At 64.3% G+C, this 20,914-nt stretch carries 22 protein-coding genes; 11 read left to right on the top strand and 11 right to left on the bottom strand.

The window, feature by feature from the left end; translation table 11 throughout:
- Positions 1-10: 10 nt before the first annotated feature.
- Both flgC and flgB read right to left on the bottom strand, forming a co-directional pair.
- Positions 11-415, bottom strand: a complete 405-nt coding sequence (gene flgC, locus ACTPOI_RS10875) for a flagellar basal body rod protein FlgC (protein ID WP_291517824.1) — start codon at positions 413-415, stop codon at positions 11-13.
- 41 nt (positions 416-456) lie between these two features.
- Positions 457-903, bottom strand: coding sequence for a flagellar basal body rod protein FlgB (gene flgB / locus ACTPOI_RS10880; RefSeq protein WP_440108683.1), 447 nt, complete (start codon positions 901-903; stop codon positions 457-459).
- A 220-nt stretch (positions 904-1,123) separates the two neighbouring features.
- Between flgB and flgA the strand changes: the two genes are divergently transcribed.
- The 3 genes from flgA to ACTPOI_RS10895 all read left to right on the top strand — a co-directional run bounded on the left by flgA (position 1,124) and on the right by ACTPOI_RS10895 (position 2,746).
- Positions 1,124-1,897 carry a flagellar basal body P-ring formation chaperone FlgA gene (gene flgA, locus ACTPOI_RS10885; RefSeq protein ID WP_440108684.1) on the top strand — a complete coding sequence of 258 codons (774 nt, stop codon included), beginning with the start codon at positions 1,124-1,126 and terminating at the stop codon, positions 1,895-1,897.
- A gap of 94 nt (positions 1,898-1,991) precedes the next feature.
- The gene (flgM, locus tag ACTPOI_RS10890; protein ID WP_440108686.1) at positions 1,992-2,312 is read left to right on the top strand and encodes a flagellar biosynthesis anti-sigma factor FlgM; all 321 of its coding nucleotides are present in this window, start codon (positions 1,992-1,994) and stop codon (positions 2,310-2,312) included.
- Positions 2,313-2,365: 53 nt separating this feature from the next.
- Positions 2,366-2,746, top strand: a complete 381-nt coding sequence (locus tag ACTPOI_RS10895) for a hypothetical protein (protein ID WP_440108687.1) — start codon at positions 2,366-2,368, stop codon at positions 2,744-2,746.
- Positions 2,747-2,990: 244 nt separating this feature from the next.
- Here the strand turns inward: ACTPOI_RS10895 and ACTPOI_RS10900 are convergent, their stop codons facing one another.
- The 9 genes from ACTPOI_RS10900 to motA all read right to left on the bottom strand — a co-directional run bounded on the left by ACTPOI_RS10900 (position 2,991) and on the right by motA (position 12,275).
- A complete protein-coding gene (locus ACTPOI_RS10900; RefSeq protein ID WP_440108689.1) occupies positions 2,991-3,707 on the bottom strand; it encodes an RNA polymerase sigma factor FliA in 717 nt (238 codons plus the stop codon).
- A 4-nt stretch (positions 3,708-3,711) separates the two neighbouring features.
- On the bottom strand, positions 3,712-4,512 hold the full coding sequence (locus ACTPOI_RS10905; protein WP_440108691.1) for a hypothetical protein: 801 nt from the start codon (positions 4,510-4,512) through the stop codon (positions 3,712-3,714).
- On the bottom strand, positions 4,505-6,007 hold the full coding sequence (flhF, locus tag ACTPOI_RS10910) for a flagellar biosynthesis protein FlhF (RefSeq protein ID WP_440108693.1): 1,503 nt from the start codon (positions 6,005-6,007) through the stop codon (positions 4,505-4,507). The genes ACTPOI_RS10905 and flhF overlap by 8 nt, the downstream gene beginning before the upstream one ends.
- Entirely contained in the window at positions 6,004-8,085 is a 2,082-nt protein-coding gene (gene flhA / locus ACTPOI_RS10915) for a flagellar biosynthesis protein FlhA (RefSeq protein ID WP_440108695.1), read from the bottom strand. Before flhA ends, flhF begins: the two co-directional genes overlap by 4 nt.
- Complete coding sequence (locus tag ACTPOI_RS10920; RefSeq protein ID WP_440108697.1) at positions 8,082-9,236, bottom strand: EscU/YscU/HrcU family type III secretion system export apparatus switch protein; 1,155 nt, start codon at positions 9,234-9,236, stop codon at positions 8,082-8,084. Before ACTPOI_RS10920 ends, flhA begins: the two co-directional genes overlap by 4 nt.
- A gap of 137 nt (positions 9,237-9,373) precedes the next feature.
- On the bottom strand, positions 9,374-9,988 hold the full coding sequence (locus ACTPOI_RS10925) for a protein phosphatase CheZ (RefSeq protein WP_440108699.1): 615 nt from the start codon (positions 9,986-9,988) through the stop codon (positions 9,374-9,376).
- A gap of 4 nt (positions 9,989-9,992) precedes the next feature.
- The gene (gene cheY, locus ACTPOI_RS10930; protein WP_015015821.1) at positions 9,993-10,379 is read right to left on the bottom strand and encodes a chemotaxis response regulator CheY; all 387 of its coding nucleotides are present in this window, start codon (positions 10,377-10,379) and stop codon (positions 9,993-9,995) included.
- Positions 10,380-10,448: 69 nt separating this feature from the next.
- On the bottom strand, positions 10,449-11,384 hold the full coding sequence (motB, locus tag ACTPOI_RS10935) for a flagellar motor protein MotB (RefSeq protein ID WP_440108701.1): 936 nt from the start codon (positions 11,382-11,384) through the stop codon (positions 10,449-10,451).
- Positions 11,385-11,414: 30 nt separating this feature from the next.
- Entirely contained in the window at positions 11,415-12,275 is an 861-nt protein-coding gene (gene motA / locus ACTPOI_RS10940) for a flagellar motor stator protein MotA (protein WP_440108703.1), read from the bottom strand.
- Positions 12,276-12,608: 333 nt separating this feature from the next.
- Between motA and ACTPOI_RS10945 the strand changes: the two genes are divergently transcribed.
- The 8 genes from ACTPOI_RS10945 (at position 12,609) to ACTPOI_RS10980 (ending at position 20,789) form a co-directional block, all read left to right on the top strand.
- Positions 12,609-14,957 carry a tetratricopeptide repeat protein gene (locus ACTPOI_RS10945; protein WP_440108705.1) on the top strand — a complete coding sequence of 783 codons (2,349 nt, stop codon included), beginning with the start codon at positions 12,609-12,611 and terminating at the stop codon, positions 14,955-14,957.
- A 74-nt stretch (positions 14,958-15,031) separates the two neighbouring features.
- Positions 15,032-15,802 carry a glucose-1-phosphate cytidylyltransferase gene (gene rfbF / locus ACTPOI_RS10950; protein ID WP_440108707.1) on the top strand — a complete coding sequence of 257 codons (771 nt, stop codon included), beginning with the start codon at positions 15,032-15,034 and terminating at the stop codon, positions 15,800-15,802.
- Positions 15,802-16,875, top strand: coding sequence for a CDP-glucose 4,6-dehydratase (gene rfbG, locus ACTPOI_RS10955; RefSeq protein WP_440108785.1), 1,074 nt, complete (start codon positions 15,802-15,804; stop codon positions 16,873-16,875). Before rfbF ends, rfbG begins: the two co-directional genes overlap by 1 nt.
- Positions 16,872-17,435 carry a dTDP-4-dehydrorhamnose 3,5-epimerase family protein gene (locus tag ACTPOI_RS10960; protein ID WP_440108709.1) on the top strand — a complete coding sequence of 188 codons (564 nt, stop codon included), beginning with the start codon at positions 16,872-16,874 and terminating at the stop codon, positions 17,433-17,435. The genes rfbG and ACTPOI_RS10960 overlap by 4 nt, the downstream gene beginning before the upstream one ends.
- Positions 17,432-18,673, top strand: a complete 1,242-nt coding sequence (locus ACTPOI_RS10965) for a methyltransferase domain-containing protein (RefSeq protein WP_440108711.1) — start codon at positions 17,432-17,434, stop codon at positions 18,671-18,673. The genes ACTPOI_RS10960 and ACTPOI_RS10965 overlap by 4 nt, the downstream gene beginning before the upstream one ends.
- Positions 18,674-19,162 (top strand): acyltransferase, encoded by a 489-nt coding sequence (locus ACTPOI_RS10970; protein ID WP_440108713.1) that lies wholly within the window; start codon positions 18,674-18,676, stop codon positions 19,160-19,162.
- Positions 19,159-19,992 (top strand): NAD-dependent epimerase/dehydratase family protein, encoded by an 834-nt coding sequence (locus tag ACTPOI_RS10975; RefSeq protein WP_440108715.1) that lies wholly within the window; start codon positions 19,159-19,161, stop codon positions 19,990-19,992. The genes ACTPOI_RS10970 and ACTPOI_RS10975 overlap by 4 nt, the downstream gene beginning before the upstream one ends.
- Positions 19,989-20,789: a cephalosporin hydroxylase family protein gene (locus ACTPOI_RS10980; protein ID WP_440108717.1), complete on the top strand. Its 801-nt coding sequence runs from the start codon at positions 19,989-19,991 to the stop codon at positions 20,787-20,789. Before ACTPOI_RS10975 ends, ACTPOI_RS10980 begins: the two co-directional genes overlap by 4 nt.
- Positions 20,790-20,914: the final 125 nt, after the last annotated feature.

Below are 20,914 nucleotides of genomic sequence, written 5' to 3' on the forward strand. Positions count from 1 at the left end.
CCTTCCGGGGTTACTGGCCCATCTGCAGGGTCTTGAGCAAAAGCGTCTTGGCCGTGTTCATGACCTCGACGTTGTTCTGGTAGGAGCGCGATGCCGAGATCATGTTGACCATCTCCTCGACCGCATTCACGTTGGAGTGGTTGACATACCCCTCTGCATCGGCCGAGGGATGGCTGGGGTCGTGCACCCGGCGGCCGGGCGCATTGCTCTCGCTGATGTTCGTCACGCGCACGCCCGTGGCACTCTCGGCGCCCATGGGCTCGGCCTGGAAGACCAGCTGGCGTGCCTTGTAGGCCTTGCCGTCCGGCCCCGCCACGGCATCCACGTTGGCCAGGTTGCTGGCCACCACGTTGAGGCGCTGCGACTGCGCGCTGATCGCGCTGCCGGAGACGTTGAAGATGGAGAACATGGACATGGTGGAATCTCGCTTTCTGGGCCGTGCGTCTGGTGGTCAGGTCACTGGCCCTGGATGGCGCTGAGCATGGTCTTGGCGTTGCCGTTGATGAAGCGCAGCGTGGCTTCATAGCGGACCGAGTTGTCCACGAAATTGGCACGCTCGCGGTCCAGGTCGACGGTGTTGTTGTCGAGCGCTGGTTGCGACTGCACGGCATAGGCCAGTCTGGCCCTTGCATCACCGGCTACGGAGACGGTGGAGACGGGTATGTGGCGCGGATCGGTGGCGCCCTGCGTGGAGGCCGAGCCGGCCGTGGCCAGCCGCGTGACGCCAGGGGCTGACGTGGACGAGGTCGCTTCGCTCAGGGCTTCGCTGAACTTGAAGTCCCGGGCCACATAGCCGGGGGTGTCGGCATTGGCAATGTTGCTGGCGATGATGCGCTGGCGCTCGGCACGCAGTATCAGTGCGTTGCCGTGGAAGTCCAGCCGGTTTGTCATCTTGTCAAGCATTTGTGCCTCACACCTGGGTTGCGTTGCCCTGGCTCCGGGCGGAGTCTGGGCGTGCGTCGATTATGAAAACCGGCCCGTTTTTCTAAAGCCCGAAGTGCACGGAAATCGGCGCGCAGTTCGCCGGTTCGGATCGGCGGTTTCTGCCTAGAGTGCTGGGTGTGAAAAGGTCGCGCGTGGAGGGTTTCCGGCGTGCGGCCGACCTACCCGCCAGGAGAGCCGCATGCCATCCACGATGTTGACCACCAGCCCCTTCAGTGCCGTTCGGAAAACGTGGCGCTCCCTGCGCTGGGCCCGGGCCGTGGCAGCTGTGGCTGCCTGCTGTGTCGCCGGCAGTGCGTTCGCTCAGTCCGTGGCCGATCCGGCGAGTGAGCTGGCGCCCATCACGCAGCGCTGGCTCAGCGATGCACTGACCCGCGCCCCCGCATCCGGCACCCCGCTGCGCATGGAAGTGGTGGTGGGCGAACTGGACCCGCGCCTGCGCCTTGCGCCGTGCGCGCGGGTGGAGCCCTATTTGCCGCCGGGCTCCAAGTTGTGGGGTCGAACCCGACTGGGGCTGCGCTGTGTGCAGGGTGCCACCAACTGGAATGTGTTCCTCCCGGTGACCGTCAAGGCTTTCGGGCCTGCGTGGGTGCTGGTGGGCAATGTGGCCCCGGGCGCGCCCCTGGCGGCCAGTGACGCAATGGAGTCCGAAGTGGACTGGGCCGCCGAGACAGCACCCGTGGTGGCCAGCCCCGACCAGTGGGTCGGGCAGGTGGCTTCGCGACAGCTGGTCGCGGGGCAGGCGCTTCGGCAGTCCATGCTCCGCGCGCCGCATCTCTTTCGGGCAGGGGCCCAGGTCAAGGTGGTCGCCCGTGGGCCTGGCTATGCTGTGTCCGCCGCCGGTCAGGCGCTGACGGCGGCAGGTGCGGGCGAGACTGTGCGCGTCAGAATGGACAATGGTCGTATTGTTTCAGGATTGGTGTCGGAATCGGGAACAATCGAGGTATCCCTTTGATGACGTAGGGGGCATAAATCGCTAAAGTCCTCGGCAAACGGGTCGAAAACATTGCTACTGAGACCGCGCGTTGTACGGACTCCTGGAGAGAGCGATGAAAATAGGTCAAACACCGGAACTTCCGGGCGCAGGAGCGCAGTCAGGGCTTGCGCGGCAAGCGAAGGCACCAGCGACTGCTGCCGAGGGCGCCGTCAAGGACGCTGCAGCTGCGCCTGCCGCCGGTGTGCCTGTCACGGTGTCGACCGCGGTACGGGCCCTGGACCCGGCCCAGCGCTCTGCCGGGGTGTTCGATTCGGGCAAGGTCAAGGCGGTACGCGAGGCAATCGACAACGGTACCTTCTCGGTGGACGCCGATGCCATTGCCGACAAACTGCTGTCCAACGCACAGGAAATCATCTCCCGCTCGCGCGGTTGAAGCGCTTCTTTCCCTGAACTTGGCTTTACGGCGCATCCAACGCACAATGCGCCATGTCCCTGGAAGAGTCCATCTCCGCTGTAGAACAGCTTCTTGATAAGGTTTCTGCGGCTTTGCTCGCGGCAGACCCGCAGGCCGTACAGGTCCACAGCACCGCTTTGCGCGATGCCGCCGGAGCCCTCGCCCAATCGGTCGAGCAAGCCTCCGGCAGGGGGCAGCCACCCCTACCCCTACCCCTGAAAAACCGGATCGATGCCATTGCCAGGCAACTGGCAGTGCAGCGCGAAGCCATTGCGCGCCTGGCGGTTGTGACCGACCGTCAGGTCGCAGGCCTGGTTCCGCAGGCTGACCCGGCATCGACCACTTACGGAAACGGGCTGGGGTCGCGTACAGCGCAACCGGGCGTGGCCCGTATCTACCGGTCAGCGGGCTGACCAGCGCGGCGGCTCCCTCGTTTCGATATCGTTTTTGCTGGGGTCGACCGACGCGCCTGTTGCGAAGGCAGCGTTGTCCATTTGTAGCGGTGGGCGCCAACCGGAGGGCTGCATTGAATGCACACGGAGTGCGTGCAAGACGCCTCACCAGAAGCTCGGGGGCAACCTTCTGCGCCGCGGCCTCCACCAGTCTTCACCGAAAGCTACGACAGGCCCGCCATTGGCCTGACTGTTATCGGGAAAGTTAGTGAGCGCGCATCTTGGCCCGCAGGCGTGCAATGGACTGGCTGTGCAGCTGGCAGACGCGTGACTCTGTCACCCCAAGCACCGCGGCGATTTCCTTGAGGTTCATGTCATGCTCGTAGTACATGCCCATGATGTGCTGCTCTCGCTCGGGCAGGCTCTTGATGGCGTTGGCCAGCGAGGTTTTCAGGCGCTGGTCCCGCAGCATTTCCACCGGGTCGGCGGCGGCATCGGCAACGTGGCGGTCCAGAAAGCCGTCATCGTCTTCATGGCCGTGCGTCATGTCTTCCAGGTACACGAGCTGCGTGCCGCGCACTTTGCTCAGCAGGCTCTGGTACTCGGCCAGCGTCATGCCCATCTCGGCGGCGATCTCGGACTCCAGCGGGCTGCGCCCCATCTTCTGCTCAAGCCGGTTGACCGCGTGCTCAATGTCTTTCTGGCTCTTGCGCGAGCTGCGCGACATCCAGTCGCCCTCGCGCAGCTCGTCGAGCATGGCGCCGCGGATGCGCTGTGTGGCAAAGGTCTCGAACTGGACGCCCTGGGCGACCTCGTAGCGTGAAAGTGCCTCGGCCAGACCCATCATCCCTACCTGAATGAGATCGTCCAGCTCCACGTTCGGGGGCAGCTTGGCAATCATGTGGTGCGCGATCCTTCGTACCAGCGGGACGTGCTGGCGAATCATCGCATCACGGTCTAGCTGGCCTTTGGCGGTGTACATCGGATCAGTGGCTCCGGGCGAGGTGCGCAGACATTCCTGCCTGGTTGGAAGGACGCAGCGCAACAAACGGCTCGTCTTGGATGGTGCCCGCATTCTCCAGCAGTTGCAAGGCCAGCCGCTGGAGATCCTGCGGGTTTTGCGTCGCGATGGTAGTGGTGCGCACCGGGCCGCCAAGGTGGCGCCGTGCGCAGTCCTGCAATGTGGTGAGCGCACCTTTGGCCGCCCGGCGCTCTGCAGCCGTATTGCTGCGCAACAGTGCGGCAACCATGCAGGAAAGACCGGTGTGGACCGCGATCTGCTTGAGGCATTTGTAGCTGCCCAGCACGCCCGCCGACCCCTCGCCCATGATGACCAGCGGCACCGTTGCGGTGTGCGTGAGCAGCGATGCCAGCGTGCCGGCCGGGGCGTGCACCACCAGCAGGCCGTATCGCCTGAAAATGGGCAGCAGGTCAGACAGCGGGGCGAGTCCTGCGCCAATCGACTGTCGGGCCAGCACTGTAAGACCCTGGGTAGCCGGGACCACCGCCAGAGACGACGCGGCCACGCCGCCGCCCATGGCAGCGGATTCGCGCAAGGGTCCGTCACGCAGAAGATGGATGAGGCCCGGGCTGTCGTCGGTCTCTTGCGCGGTACCGTCCAGCACGACCACGGGGTAGCCCAGGCGCTGCAGGCTCGCGCAGACTTGCCACAGCGCTTCCAGGCCATTGGCGGGGTTGCCGTCGCTCGCCACCGCCACCAGCCGCAGCTCGGCCTGGGGCATGAAGCTCTGCAGGCCAGCCGCCTGGTGAAGGCCTATGTCAAGCATCGACCAGTCCCCGCTCGTTCAGGTTGTCCGGCGAGTGCGAGAAAAAGAAGTTGAGGTCAGTGGCCTTCGGGTCAAAGGCGGACTTGACCGGTGCCTTCATCGACGTGGAGACAAGCTTGGCGGCATCTGCGCGCTCCCAGTCTTCGGGCACGCGCTGGCCGTTGGTCACGCCGCGCAGCACCATCTGGTGGCGGATGAGGGCGTCGATGGCTGGGCCGAGCTTCACGGCTTCGTCCACCTTGGACAGGATGGCCTGTTGCGAGCCGTCGGTCTTGAAGGCGCCCAGCACGTCGTCCAGGGTGTCGCCGTGGCAGCTGGCGTTCAGCACCAGCAGGCGATTGACCTCAGGCAGGTCCAGCACATCCAGCATGTCACGCTTGCGCGGATCGCGCGGGGCGATGCCGGTGGTGTCGATGAGGACCATCTTCTTGCCGCTGAGCAGGCCCAGCAGGTCCTGCAGTGCGGCACGGTCGTGCGCCAGGTGGGCAACCACGCCGAGCATGCGGCCGTAGCTGCGCAGCTGTTCATGGGCGCCTACGCGGTAGGTGTCGAGCGTGATGAGGCCAACGCTGCCGGGGCCGTGGATGCGCGCGCACATGGCGGCCAGCTTGGCGGTGGTGGTGGTCTTGCCCACGCCGGTCGATCCCACCAGGGCAAAGATGCCACCCTGTTCGTACAGGGGCGGGTCGGCCTGGTCGGTCTTGAGGTTGCGCTCCAGCACTTCCATCAGCCATCGCACCGATTCGGCCGCCGACAATTCCTCGGGCATGCGCTCGAGCACGGCGCGTGCCAGCGACGGCGAATACCCGGCGCGAATCATTTTGAGCATGAGGTTCGACTGGATCGGGTTCTGGCGTGCCTGACCGAGCCACGCCATCGTGTTGAACCGGTCCTCGATCATTTCCTTCATGGCGTGCAGTTCGCTCATCAGGCTTTGCTGGTTGGCGACCGACTGCAGCGAACTGGCTGCGGGCTCGGCGCGGCGCCGTGCGGGCTGCTCGGGTGGCAGGTCCATGGGGATGGTACGCAGCGGGTTGTGCCGCACTACGGCCGGTGCCGGCATGCGCTGCTCGCGCTCGGGTTCCTGGTCGCGGCTGCGCTCGGACAGCGGCGATGTGTCTGCCGGGCCGTTCAGGGCTTCATGCCGGCGGCGCAGCATGCGTTCACGCACATAGTCCTGGAAGGACAGGGTGCTCATCGCCAGCTGTTCGGTGTCTTCTTCCACCGGGCTGCGGTTCGCATGTGATGCGGCAGCGCTCTGGCTGGCGCGCGGCGCGGCACTGCGGGGTGCCGAAGGCGCCAGCAGCGGCGGCGTGGCGGATGCCGAGCCAGCTGCGTTGTCCAGCGCCGACAGGGTGTCTTCCGCGGTGGCCACGACCTCGACGCCGTTGGCCGTGGGGCGGTTGGACAGAATGAGCGTGCCTTCGCCAAAGGCCATGCGCGCCTTGGCCAATGCCTCGCGGGAGGTCGGGGCGGTAAAGCGTTTGATGTTCATGCTGATGCACCTTTAAGGATCGGCCCAATGCGGATGGTGTGGGTCTCGGGGATCTCGCTGTGGGCGAGCACCTGGAGCCGGGGCGCCACGCGGCGCACGAGTCGGGAAATGGCGTTGCGGATCTGGTCGGGCACCAGCAGGCAGGCGGGCAGGCCCATCTCTTCCTGCTTGAGGGCCACCTCGGCCGCTTTCTGGGTGAGGATGTCGGCCACGCCGGGGTCGAGCGCCGGGCCAGCTGCGTTGCCCAGGGCCTGTACCAAGAGGCGCTCCAGGCCAGGCTCGATGGCGATGACGTTGAGTTCGCGGGTCGGCCCGTAGATCTGCTGCACGATGGCGGGCGACAGGGCTATGCGCACGCGGCGGGCCAGCTCGACCGGGTCGGAGATGCCGCCAGCGTGCTCGGCCAGCGTTTCGATGATGGTGCGGATATCGCGGATGTGCACAGACTCTTCCAGCAGCAGCTGGAGGACCTTCTGGAACGTTGCGATGGAAACCATTTTGGGTACGACTTCTTCGATGAGCTTGGGAGCCAGCTTGGCCACGTGCTCCACCAGTTGCTGGGTCTCGGTGCGACTGAGGAGCTTGGCTGCCTGCACTTGCATCAAGTGTGACAAATGGGTGGCCATCACGGTTTCGGAATCAACGACCGTAAAACCTGCCATTTGTGCGGCTTCCTTCTGGCGTTCGTCGATCCAGTGGGCGGGCAGACCGAAAGCGGGGTCGGTGGTGGGCGTGCCGATCAGGGGCGTGGTGATCCCGCCGGGGTTGATCGCCAGGAACATGCCGGGGAAAGCCTCACCTTCACCCACCACCACGCCACGCAGCGTGATGCGGTAGCCGCTGGGCTTGAGTTCCAGGTTGTCACGCACATGCACGGCAGGGGGCAGGAAGCCGACCTCTTGCGCGAACTTGCGGCGCACGCCTTTGATGCGGGTGAGCAGGTCGCCCTGGCGGCTCTTGTCCACCAGGCTGATCAGGCGGTAACCCAGCTCCAGACCCAGGAGGTCCACAGGCTGCAGGTCGTCCCAGGTGGCTTCGCCGTCACCCACCGGGGCGGGCGGCGCTTCTGCCTCGGGCTGCACCTGCTGGCGGCCATGCATCACCCACGCACCGTAGCCCAGCAGGCCGCCCATGGTCAGAAACACCATGTGGGGCATGCCGGGAATCACCCCAAGCAGGATCAGGATGGCGGCCGTGACGCCCAGGACCTTCGGCGACATGAACAGCTGGTCCACGATCTGGCGCCCCATGTCGTGGTCCTTGCCCACGCGCGAGATCACCATCGCCGCCGCCACCGAGATCAGCAGCCCAGGGATCTGCGCGACCAGCGCGTCGCCGATGGCCAGCACGATGTATGTGTCGGCGGCTTTGCCGGCCGACAGGTTGTGCTGCAGCATGCCGATGGCAAAGCCGCCCACGATGTTGATGAAAAGAATCAGGATGCCGGCAATGGCATCGCCGCGCACGAACTTCGATGCGCCGTCCATCGAACCGAAAAAGTTGGCCTCTTCTGCCACTTCGGCACGCCTGCGCTTGGCTTCCTTCTCGTCGATGAGGCCGGCATTCAGGTCGGCGTCCACTGCCATCTGCTTGCCGGGCATGGCGTCCAGCGTGAAGCGTGCCGATACCTCCGCAATGCGCTCTGCGCCTTTGGTGATCACCACGAAGTTGATGACCACCAGGATGGCGAAAACGATCAGGCCCACCGCAAAATTGCCCCCGATCAGGAAGTGACCGAAAGCCTCGATCACGGCGCCCGCAGCGCCCGGGCCTGTATGGCCTTCCAGCAGCACCACCCGGGTGGACGCCACGTTCAGCGACAGGCGCATCAGCGTGGTGAGCAGCAGCACGGTGGGAAACGCGGCAAAGTCCAGCGGCCGCAGCATGTAAGCCGCCACCATCATCACCATCAACGCGACAGCGATGTTGAGTGTGAAGAACGCATCCAGCATCCACGCGGGGATGGGCAACACCATGAGCGCAAGGATGGCCACCACCAGCAGGGGGGCCGACAGGCCTTGCAGGGCACTGGCGTTGCTGCCCGCCCAGTTCTGCAGGGACTTCACGGAGGTGTTCATACGGAGGCACCTTGCACAGGTGTGCGGTTCAGCGGATCAAGTTCGGGCGGCACATATGGATCGGGCACGCTGTCGGGCATGCGGCCTTCGCCGCGCATCGCGGCCTTCAGGCGGTACACATAGGCAAGCACCTGCGCCACGGCGGTGTAGAGCTTGGCGGGGATGGCCTGGTCGAGTTCGGCATGGGCATACAGCGCCCGTGCCAGCATGGGCGACTGAAGCACGGGCACGTTGTGCTTCCTGGCGATGTCACGGATGCTCATCGCAATGAGGTCGGTGCCGCGCGAGATGACCTGGGGGGCGCTCATGGTTTTCTCGTCGTACTTCAGGGCGACGGCATAGTGGGTCGGGTTCATCACCACGAAATCGGCCTTGGGCACCGCGGCCACACTGGCACGGTCGGCGACTTCGCGCTGGCGCTGGCGGATGCGGCCCTTGGTATGTGGGTCGCCGTCGGATTCCTTGTGCTCCTGCTTGACCTCTTCGTGGGACATCTTGAGCTGGTCCTTGAAGAAGTAAGCCTGCAGCGGAACGTCGACCACCGCGGCGAGGAACACAACCAGCAACAGCAGGCTCATGCCCGACGTCATCCAGTCGGCCACGTGGCGCAAAGCGAGGGGTGACGGCTGAAGCACCAGCATGGCCACCTGTTCGACGCTGTTGCCCATGAATTTCCAGGCCACGTAACTCAGGATGGCGGTCATCAGCACCATCTTGGCCACATTGGCCATTTGCTGTTTGGAAAACAGGTTGGATATGCCCGAAATGGGGTTGAGCCGGCTGAACTGCGGCGTGATGGGCTTGGCGCTGAAGATCCAGCCACCTGCACCCACTGCGCTGAGCAGCGCGGCGCCGCCGGTAAGCGCTGCGAAGACGGTGCTGGCAATCAGGCCGACCACCACCATGTCCTGTAACCGGCTGAGCATGTGGCCCGGGGCCATCACGGTGCTGGCATCAAAAGCGAGCTGCTGGCTCATGGCCAGCTGCAGGCGTGCCATCAGCTGTGGGGCCAGCGCCAGAAGGCAAACCGCGCCAACGCCCAGGATCGCCAGATGCGAGAGATCGCGCGAGCGGGCGCCCTGGCCGTCTTCACGCGACTTTTGCAGCTTGCGTTCCGACGCGGGTAGGCTTTTCTCTTGGCTGGATTCCATGATGGCATGACGGCTGGTGTCATGCCATTGTCGTGAGCGACCCCGAAATCTAAAGGTGGAAAAGGGGGCCCGAGGGCCCCCTTTTCAGGGGTGCGCCGCGTGCCCCTGGGGGCGCGGCGCACTTCCGGTTTGGGCGCTCAAAAGCCCAGGCTGGCCAGCAGATCGTCGACCTGGGACTGGTCGGTCACGACATCCGGGTTGCCCTCGGGGTCCACCACGGGGCCCTGGAGGTGCTTCGGGGGTTCTGGTGTGGCCACTTGTGCATTGGGAGGAGCCGTCTGGATCAGCAGTTGCACCAGCTGTTCTTCAATGTTGGCTGCGAGGTTGACCACACGGGCAATCACCTGACCGGTGAGGTCGTGGAAGTCCTGCGCCATCATGATCTCGGTGAGGTGCGTATCAGCCTCCTTGGTGACGCGTTCCACGTCGTTCAGGAAGTTCATGATCTCGCCCTTGGCCACGGCTGCCACGGGGTCCTTCACGAGGGAGCCCACCACACGGCGCGTCTCGGCAGCGATGTAGTCGTGCTGTGCCTTGGCCTGCTCGACGCGGTTGAGCACCTTTTCGGCCGCTTCCCCGGTCAGCCGCGCAATGTATGAAAGACGGCTTTGGGCGTCGGGTAGTTCACCCATGGAGCCCCGAAGCTTTTCTGCGTAGCCCAGTTCGTTCAGCGAGTCGTGCAGCTGCCTGGTCAGCAGTCCGATTTTTTGGTGAACATCGGCAGGCTGGCTGTTGTCCGGTGTGTCTTCCATGGTGTCATAGCCCCATCTTTTTCAGGATCAAGGTCACTTTTTCTTCCAGTGTTGCCTTGGTAAAAGGCTTCACGATGTAACCGGCTGCACCCCCTTGGGCCGCTGCGACGATGTCTTCCTTGCGGGCCTCTGCAGTCACCATCAAAACGGGCAGATGCTTGAGCTTGTCGTCCTTCTTGATTTCCGCAAGGAGCTGGAAACCGTTCATGTTGGGCATGTTGATGTCGGTGACTACAAAGTCGAACTTGCTGTTGCGCAGCTTGTTCAACGCGGCCACCCCATCTTCTGCCTCGTCTGCATCGGAAAAACCGCTCTCCTTGAGCAGGTTGCGCACGATCCGGCGCATGGTGGAGAAATCGTCAACGATCAAAAAGCGAAGGGCTGTGGTCACGTGGGACCCTTTCGGTCGGAAATGGCTGTAAGTATTGTCGTGTGAGGCAGCAATGGTGACAAGTCGTAACTACTGCCTCGGCTGGGGGGGATTTTCCCGCTTTTCATTCATCAGTTCTGCGGAGGTAATTTCCGGGATCCCTTTACCCATGAGTCTTTCTTCCGCTTCGCGGGTCAGCACCGTGATGGTGATGCGCCGGTTGGCGGGTGATCGCGGGTTGGAGGGCTCCAGCAAATCACTGGCGGCCAGCCCGACCACGCGGCTCAGTTTAGCGTCTGGCATGCCTGCCGTGACCAGTTCTCGGCGCGACGCGTTGGCACGATCGGCAGACAGCTCCCAGTTGCTGTAGCCCCGGTCGCTGTTGCCGTAGGGCACCGCATCGGTGTGGCCTGCCAGGCTCACGCGGTTCTCGACGCTGCCCAGCGCAGCGCCGATCTCCCTCAGGATTTCCCGCATGTAGGGTTTAACCAACGCACTGCCGCTGTCGAACATCGGCCGGTTCTGGTCATCGATGATCTGGATCTGTAATCCGTCGGGGGTGATGTCCAGCCGGATCTGCGACTTGTATTCGTTCAGGCGTGGGTTTTCAGTGATGAGAGCATCGATTTTTGCCTCCAGTGCCTTGATACGGTCCAGGTCCTGCTTGGCCCGCTCGGCCTTGGCTGCGTCGATGCTCATGCGGCGGTTTTTGGCGTCTTCCGCTTCGGATCTGCGAACCTGCCCGTGCACTTTCGCAAGGTCATTGCCCCCGCCCGGAATCACGCTGGAGCTGTTGCCCGAGCCGTCCCCGCCCGTCATGGCCACCTTGAGCGGCGACTGGAAGTACGAGGCAATACCTTGCAGTTCGCCCTTGGCGGTGGAGCCCAGCAGCCACATCAGCAGGAAGAACGCCATCATTGCGGTCACAAAGTCCGCATACGCAATCTTCCAGGCGCCGCCATGCACTGCGTGGCCGCCCTTCTTGATGCGCTTGATGATGATGGGTTGGAGCTTTTTCTCTGCCATGGGTGCCAGCGATCAGTGCGTGCGCAACAACTACTTCTTGCCCTTCACGTGGCTTTCCAGCTCTGAGAAGCTGGGGCGGTCGCCAGAGAAGAGCACCTTGCGGCCAAACTCGATGGCGGTGGCGGGGTTATAGCCCTGCATGCTTGCCAGCAGGGTGGCCTTGATGCACAGCAGTTCCTTGGAGGCGTCTTCGGTCTTTTGCTCGACCAGACCGCCCAGAGGCTCGACCACACCGTAGGCCAGCAAAATACCCAGGAACGTGCCCACGAGCGCCGAGCCGATCATGCCGCCCAGTACTGACGGTGGTTGCCCCACCGAACCCATGGTGTTGACCACCCCCAGCACGGCGGCGACGATACCGAACGCTGGCAGTGCCCCTGCCAGGCGCGCCAGTGCAGCAATGGGCGCGTGCGCCTCCTGGTGGTGCGTGTCAATCTCGCTGTCCATCAGCGCTTCGATTTCGTGGGAGTTCAGGTTGCCCGACACCATCATGCGCAGGTAGTCGGTAGTGAATTCGATCACATGGTGATCACTTCCCACGGTGGGGTATTTCTTGAAGATTTCCGACTCGCCCGGCGCTTCGACGTCCTTTTCAATGGCCATCAGGCCTTCCTTGCGCGCCTTTTGAAGGATGTCGTACAGCATCGACATGAGCTCCAGGTAGCGCGCCTTGGTGTACTTCGACCCCTTCAGAGCCATGGGAATGGCTTTCAGTGTCGCCTTGATCACCTTGGGCTGATTGTTCACCACGAACGCGCCCAGGGCTCCGCCCAGAATCGTGATGGTCTCGAAAGGCAGCGCCTTCAGGATGACCTGAATGTTGCCGCCGTGCACGATGTACACGCCGAAGATGCACCCGAGGGAGACGATGTAACCGATGATGACGAACATGCGGATCCGGTAGTTGCGATGGCGTTAGCCGCCCTTCAGGGAGTATGGCAGGGCACACATGAAACCCTGCTTCGACTTCACTGTATCTGATTGTGCGCGAATCGAAACCCGGAGCAAGCGGCAAAGCACCCCTTTCTTGGCCGCTTGCACATGGCGGGGGTGTTGCCGTTCAGGGATTTGCCGATACGGTGTGCGCTGTACCTCGTGCAGAGGGTGAGCACGGTATTGGCCGCTTTTCTTCGCTTAAGGTCTGTCCAAGCTGTTTATCCTGCTAAATACCGGCAACCACCGCCCTCAGGGCAATGGCAGATCAAGCAGACAGAGGTGAGCGCGATGCAAGCAACCGTGGTCGACGAAAGCCCCGCACTGGGGCTCATGGCAGGAGAGGGGGATGGCAAACCGCAAATGTTGCCCGATGCGGCCGTGCTGGCGCTTTTGCGCCAGACGATGGACCTGGCGCTGGAATGTCATCGTGCCCGTAACCTGGAACAGGCCGAAGAGCTCTACCGGGCAGTGCTGTCTCTTGACCGGGGGCATCCGGACGCCAACCACAACCTCGGGGCGATTGCTGTTGAATGCGGTCAGTTTCTCGCAGCGGTTCCGTTTTTTCAGGCGGCGCTGCAGGTTGATCCGAAGAACCGGCAGTACTGGGTAAGCCTTGTCGATGCCTTGATCCAGGCCCAGGAGTGGGTGCTGGCCGAGGACATTCTCGAAGACGCCCGCCGTGCGGGGCTGGCTGGCGATGCTGCGGGTGAGCTGGTTGAGCGCTTGGTGTCGGCTGCTGTGCATCGAACCCGCAATGCAATACCCAAAGCGGGGCGCATGGCACCTGCCGAGCAAACTGCAGCGCTCAACCAGCTGTTTGAGGAAGAGCGGTTTGACGAAGTGATCCGGCTGGGGCGCAAGATGACGCGCCAATACCCGCAGTGCCCCATGGGGTACAAGTCGCTCAGTGCCGCACTCATGCGCGCCGGCCAGCTGGACAAGGCCATGGCGCCCATGCAGCAGGCCCTGCAGCTCAATCCAGTTGATGTGGACATGCTCAGCAATTACGGCTTGGCACGATCGCTCAAGGGCGATCTGGTGCAGGCCGAAGTCCTGCTGAGGCAGGCGGTGGCGCATGCCCCGGCATTCAAGCAGGGTTGGTACAACCTGGCGATCGTGATGCGCGGTCAGGCGCGGCTGGAAGCCGCCGAGCAGGCGTATCGCCGCGCACTGGATGTGGGCGGAGATGATCCGAACGTGCTCATCAACCTTGGCATTCTGCTGGGCGAGATGCACCGGTTTGCCGAAGCCGAGCAGTGCACCCGCAAGGCCATGGCTTGCGATCCGAAGCTGGTCCATGCCCATGTGAGTCTGGGCATGCTGCTCAAGGACCAGGGCAAGCTGACCGAGTCGCTGCAAGTGTTGCGCGGCGCCATCGACCTGAGTCCCACGGACGAGGCCGCTCACAGCTGCTATCTCTTTGTGGCCAATTGCATGCCCGAGCTTGACCCGCTCGAGCGCTTTGCAGCGTATCAGCGATTCAACAAACATTTTGGCGAGCCTCATCGCCGCGCTTGGCGCCCCCACGCCAACGACCGCACACCCGACCGGCGCCTTCGGGTGGGCTATGTGGCTCCGGTGTTTCGCACCCATGCCTGCCGGCCGTTTCTGGAGCCATTGCTGGAAAACCACGACCACACCCGCGTCGAGCTTTTCGCGTATTCGGGCCTTGTGGAGCTGGAAGACGATGTGACCGACCACTACCGGACACTGTTTGAACACTGGACCGACACCGGCCAGATGACCGATGACGAACTGGCTGCCCGCATCCGGGCGGATGGCATTGACGTTCTGGTGGACATCGCGGGGCAGACCAAGGGCCACCGGCTGGGGACCTTTGCGCGCAAGCCAGCTCCCGTGTCGCTGCACTGGCTGGACTCCGGCTACACCACAGGCCTGACGGCCATCGACTACTACCTGACAGACGCGGTGACCGTACCGCAGGGGGCTGAGTACCTGTTCTCTGAAGCGCCGTGGCGGCTGCCGCGCACCCCCTTTGTCTACCGCGCAAACCCGCGTGCTGGCGAGGTGAGCGAGCTGCCCGCGCTGGCTAATGGCCACATCACCTTTGGAACGCTGACTCGGGCCGTGCGGCTCAACGAACGCGTGCTGCGGGCCTGGGCCGATCTGCTGCGCCGGGTGCCCGGTGCAAGGCTGGAGCTCAACAGCGGCAACTTCAGCCAGGCCGAGGTGCGCGAACAATGGTGGCCAAGATTCGAGGCGCTGGGCATTCCGCGGGACCGCATCATCATGGGTTTTGAAAGCCCTCCCTGGAACGTGCTTCGCCGCATGGACATCGCGCTCGACTGCTTCCCCCAGAACTCCGGCACCACGCTGATCGAGTCGCTCTACATGGGCCTGCCCTTCGTATCGCTGGCCGGTGTGCCCAGCATGGGCACTCTGGGCGCGTCGGTGCTGTCGGCCGTGGGGCGTACCGAATGGATTGCACACAGCGAACAAGAGTATGGGGACAAGCTGGTGGCCCTTGCCAGCGACCTGCCGCGGCTGGCCCAGATTCGCCACGACCTGCGCCCGCAGATGCTGGCTTCCCCCCTGATGGACGAACCGGGGTTCGCCCGGGATGTGGAAGACGCCTATCAGCAAATGTTTGCCCGCTGGTGCGCCCAACAGGCCTGAAGGTCCGAGAAGCGCTGCGTTTTCCCCTTCTCACCGGCTTTGCTGCCATACCTAGCTTCACTATCCTTGACGCGATGAAAGCTGTACTGCTTGCCGGTGGACTCGGAACCCGAATTTCCGAGGAGTCGCACCTTAAACCCAAGCCCATGATCGAGATCGGGGGGCGTCCCATCCTGTGGCACATCATGAAGATGTACGCCGCGCATGGCGTCAACGACTTCATCATCTGCCTGGGCTACAAGGGCTATGTGATCAAAGAGTACTTTGCCAACTACTTCCTGCACATGTCGGATGTGACCTTTGACATGGCCAACAACCGCATGGAAGTGCACCACCGCCACGCGGAGCCCTGGCGCGTGACGCTGGTGGATACTGGCGAGAACACCATGACCGGTGGGCGCCTGCGCCGCGTGCAGGAATACCTGGAGCCCGGCCAGCCGTTCTGCTTTACCTACGGCGATGGCGTGGCCGACCTGGACATGACGGCGCAGTTTGCCTTTCACCGCGCCCATGGCTGTCAGGCCACCGTGACCGCCGTCCAGCCCCCTGGCCGTTATGGCGCACTGGTGCGGCATGGCGATGCAGTGCACGGATTCGAAGAAAAGCCCCGCGGCGATGGCGGCTGGATCAACGGCGGGTTTTTTGTGCTGCAGCCTGAGGTGATCGCGCGCATTGCGGACGACACCACCAGCTGGGAGCTGGAGCCCATGGCCCAGCTGGCGCAAAGCGGCCAGCTGCGTGCGTTTGAACACACCGGCTTCTGGCAGCCCATGGACACCCTGCGCGAGAAGAACCTGCTGGAAGAGCTGTGGCAAACCGGCAAGGCGCCATGGAAGACGTGGTGATGCAAAGCCGCGTGCAGCCTACCCCGGGCTTCTGGCGCGGCAAGCGCGTGCTGCTGACCGGGCACACCGGCTTCAAAGGCAGCTGGCTGGCCTTGTGGCTCGCGCGCATGGGGGCCCAGGTGTCGGGCCTGGCCCTGCCACCCGCCACCGAGCCCAACCTGTTCACCCTGGCCCGTGTGGCAGATGGCATGCATGCCAGCCACGAGTGCGATGTACGTGATGCCCAGGCTGTTGCTGCGCATGTGCAGGCTGCCCGCCCGCAGATCGTGCTACATCTGGCCGCGCAGGCGCTGGTGCGCGCGGGCTATGCGGACCCGCTGGGCACCCATGCCACCAACATCATGGGCACGGCCCATGTGCTCGATGCGCTGCGGGGCCAGTCCGACGCGCGCGTGGCCGTGGTGGTGACCACCGACAAGGTCTATCGCAACTGCGAATGGGCCTACCCCTACCGCGAGGACGACGCGCTGGGGGGCCACGACCCGTACAGCGCCAGCAAGGCTGCGACCGAAATCATTACTGCCAGCTACCGCGATGCGTTCCTGGCCGCGCAGGGCGTGGCCGTGGCCACTGCCCGCGCAGGCAACGTGATTGGCGGCGGCGACTGGGCGGCCGACCGCCTGCTGCCCGACGCCGTGCGGGCCTGGAGCGCCGGGCAACCCGTTCATATCCGCCGGCCCGAGGCCACACGGCCTTGGCAGCACGTGATCGAGCCGCTGGCCGCCTACCTGTGCCTGGCCGAGCGCCTGTGGGTGGAGCCCGCCCGCGCAGGCGCCTACAACTTTGGCCCCTTGCCCCACGAGGCCGCCATGGTGGGAAATGTGATCAAAATGGCTGCAAGTGCTTATTCTGATTGCACCGTCAGCTATGAAAATAATAGTGAAGGCCCGCACGAGGCCGGCTGGTTGGCCCTGGAAACCGCCCACGCTCGACAGGCGCTGGGTGTAGCGCCCCGCTGGGGCCTGGCCATGGCGGTAGAACGCACCATGGCCTGGTACCGCGCACAGCACGGCGGTGCAGACGCGCGCGCGCTGTGCCTGGCAGACCTGGACGCCTGGGAGGCCGCCGCGTGAGTACGCGTTTCGTCTGTACCCCTCTGCCCCTGAACGGCCTGGTGCGCGTGCAGCGCCACCCGTTGCACGATGCGCGCGGGCTGTTCGAACGCATGTTCTGCGCTGACGAGCTGGCTGCCGCAGGCTGGACCCAGCCCATTGTGCAGATCAACCACAGCGTTACGCGCCAGCGCGGCAGCGTGCGTGGCCTGCACTACCAGCGCTCGCCCCATGCCGAGATGAAACTGGTGAGCTGCCTGCGTGGCGAGGTGTGGGATGTGGCGGTGGACCTGCGCGCTGGCTCGCCCACCTTTTTGCAGTGGCATGCCGAGCGGTTGTCCGCTGACAACGCCTGCGCGCTGCTCATCCCTCCCGGTTTCGCACACGGTTTCCAGGCGCTGTCTGACGATGCCGAGTTGCTGTACCTGCACTCTGCCGCCTACGCGCCGGCGGCCGAGGCGGGGCTGAACCCGCTGGACCCGCGTCTGGCGCTGCCCTGGCCCTTGCCCATGGCCGACATGTCGGACCGCGACCGTAGCCACGCGCTGCTGACCGAATCGTTTGAAGGAGTACGCTTGTGAAGTGCCGACACTGCGGCCAGCCGCTGCACCTGCCGTTTCTGGACTTGGGCAGCGCGCCACCATCGAACGCCTACCTGAGCGAAGCCGCGCTGCGCGGCCCGGAAACCTGGTTCCCCCTGCGCGTGCTGGTGTGCAAGCACTGCTGGCTGGTGCAGACCGAAGACCACGCCGGGCGCGAGGCGCTGTTCACGAACGACTACGCCTACTTCAGTTCTTTCTCCACCTCCTGGCTTGCCCACGCTAAGACATATGTGCAGGCCATGCAGCAGCGGCTGGGCCTGGGCGCCGACAGCTGTGTTGTGGAAGTGGCATCGAACGACGGCTACCTGCTGCAGTACGTGCAGCAGGCTGGCATGCCCTGCTACGGCATCGAGCCCACGGCCAGCACCGCACAGGCGGCGCGGGCGCTGGGGCTCACGGTGGTCGAGCGCTTCTTCGGCGTGGCCCTGGCCGACGAGCTGGCCAGCGCGGGCCGCCAGGCCGACCTGATCGCCGCCAACAACGTGCTGGCCCATGTACCCGACATCAACGATTTTGTGGCCGGGTTTGCACGCCTGCTCAAGCCGCAGGGCGTGGCCACCTTCGAGTTTCCGCACCTGCTGCGCATGGTGCTGGGCTGCCAGTTCGACACGGCATACCACGAGCATTACTCGTACCTCTCGCTCACGGCGGTGCAGCGCATCTTTGCGGCCAACGGCCTGGTGGTGGTGGATGTGCAAGAGCTGCCCACCCATGGCGGCAGCCTGCGCGTGATGGCCGCCCGTGCCGATGCCACAGCCCACCCGCAAGCCACATCCGATGGCTCCGCCCGCGTGGCGCAACTGCTGGCCACCGAAGCCGCCGCAGGCATGCTGGGCGAGGACTTTTATAGTGATTTCCAGTCGCAGTCCAGGCGAATCAAGCATGAGTTGCTATCATTTTTGCTGAGGTGCCAGGCCGAAGGGCTGACAGTAGGTGCCTACGGTGCCGCCGCCAAGGGCAACACCTTGCTCAACTTTGCAGGCGTGCGGCCCGACCTGTTGCCCTACGTGGTCGACAAGAACCCCGCCAAGCAGGGCCAGTACCTGCCGGGCAGCCGCATCCCCATAGTGGATGAGGCTCACCTTCGCGCCCATCGGCCCGACCGCGTGCTGATCCTGCCCTGGAACCTGCGCGATGAGGTGGCCGCACAGCTGGACTATGTCCGCAGCTGGGGTGGAAAGTTTGCCGTGGCCGTGCCGCGGCTGGAGGTGTTCTAGATGATCGATCTGCACCCCGCCGCCCGCGTTTCGCCCTTGGCGGACATCGAAGATTCTGTGCGCGGCACCCGCATCGTGGTGGGTGCGCGTTCGGTGATCGACAGCTTCGTCAAGGTCAAGCCGGCGGGCGGGAGCGGCGACCTGGTGGTGGGCGAGGATGTGGTCATCAATTCGGGTTGCGTGCTGTACACCGGCAACGGCATCCAGATTGGTAACTACGTGGCCATCGCGGCCAACTGCACCTTTGCGCCGGTGAACCACGCCTATGCCGAGCGGGGCAGGTTTATCCGCGAGCAGGGCTTTCTGCCCAGCAAGGGCGGCATCGTGGTCGAGGATGATGTGTGGATCGGCGCCAACTGCGTCCTGCTCGATGGCGCTGTGCTGCGGCGTGGCTGCGTGGTGGGCGCAGGCTCCATCGTGAGGGGCGAACTGCTGCCCTACACGGTGTATGCGGGGCAGCCGCTGGTGGCGGTAGGAGAGCGACGGTGACGGAGCCCGCGTACTTCACCGTGCTGGGGGCGTCTGGCTACATCGGCAGCAGGCTGGTGGAGCACCTGCGCGCTCAGGGTTGCGACGTGCAGGCGCCGCTGCGCGGTGATGCCGAGATCTTCGCCCGGTCGCTGGGCCACGTCATCTATTGCGTGGGGCTCACCGCCGACTTCCGTACGCGCCCCTTTGATACGGTGGATGCCCACGTGGGCCTGCTTGCCGAGTTGCTGCGGCGCGCCAAGTTCGATTCGCTGCTGTACCTGTCGTCCACCCGTGTCTACATGGGAGCTTCCTCTACACACGAGGATGCCCCGCTGACTGTGCTGCCGGGCGATCCTTCGTACCTGTACAACCTCAGCAAGCTCACTGGCGAGTCCCTGTGCCACGCCAGCGGCCGCGCCGCAGTGCGCGTGGCGCGGCTGTCCAACGTGGTCGGGCCGGGCATGGATGCTGCCAGCGGTAATCTGGTCGCCGATCTGCTTTGCCAGGCCCGCGAGGGCCGCGTGGTGCTTCGCTCGGACCCACAGTCCGCCAAAGACTATGTGCATGTGACCGATGTGCTTGACTGGATTCCACGCATCGCCGTACAGGGCCGATATCCGGTATACAACGTTGCCAGCGGCCGCCAGACCACGCACGGCCAGTGGCTGAAATGGCTGCAGGAGCGCACGGGCTGTATGGTGGACGTTCTGCCCGGGGCACCGCTTCAGCCGTTCCCGCCCGTTGACGTGACGCGGCTGCAAGATGAATGGCAGGTGTCGCCCCGTCCACTGTTCAGCGACGATCTGCTGCTATTGAATGACGACCCCGTTGGAGTAACCCCGCCATGAACCCCGTTGACCAATTCGCCCAGGAACGCAGTGCCCGCCTTGAGAGCTATGCGGAAGACACTGCTTTCCGGGAGCTGTCCCGCGACTGGTTGCAGGCCTCCATGCAACGCCAGTACGTGTACAACTTTGACTGGATGGGACGCCCCATCATCCAGTACCCGCAGGACATGGTTGCGATGCAGGAACTGGTCTGGCGCGTTCGTCCTGACCTGATCATCGAAACCGGAATCGCCCATGGTGGTTCCCTGGTGCTCAGCGCCTCGCTGCTGGCCTTGCTGGACATGAGCGACGCCATCGAGGCAGGTACCACGCTAGACCCGCGCGTTTCACACCGCAAGGTGCTGGGTGTGGACATCGATATCCGTGCGCACAACCGTGCAGCCATTGAGGCCCACCCCATGGCCAGTCGCATCGCCATGATCCAGGGTTCGGCTGTAGCCCCTGACGTGGTGCAACAGGTGCGCGAGTTTGCCAAGGGCTATCAGCGTGTTCTCGTCTGCCTGGATTCGATGCACACCCATGCACATGTACTGGGCGAACTGGATGCCTACGCCCCTCTGGTCACACCGGGCAGCTACTGTGTGGTGTTCGACACCTTTGTGGAGGACATGCCTCCCCGATTCTTTGCGGACCGCCCCTGGGACGTCGGCAACAACCCGAAGACGGCCGTGCGCCAGTGGCTCGCCGCGCACGGCGAGTTTGAGGTGGATACAGCGATGGAGCAGCGTCTCCAGGTGACCGTGGCCCCCCACGGCTTTCTTCGCCGACTCCCGGACCCGGGCCACGCGGCGCGCTGAACTGGCCGGCGCGTTGTTCGCACCCCGGCATTGCGCCCGGCGCGTGCGCAGGAGGGGGCTGACCCAAAGCTGCCTCCCTGGGGCGGGGGCGGGATCTGGTGCGTGCGCCCGTGGGGCTTTGATCG

Source organism: Acidovorax sp. BL-A-41-H1, assembly GCF_051942715.1.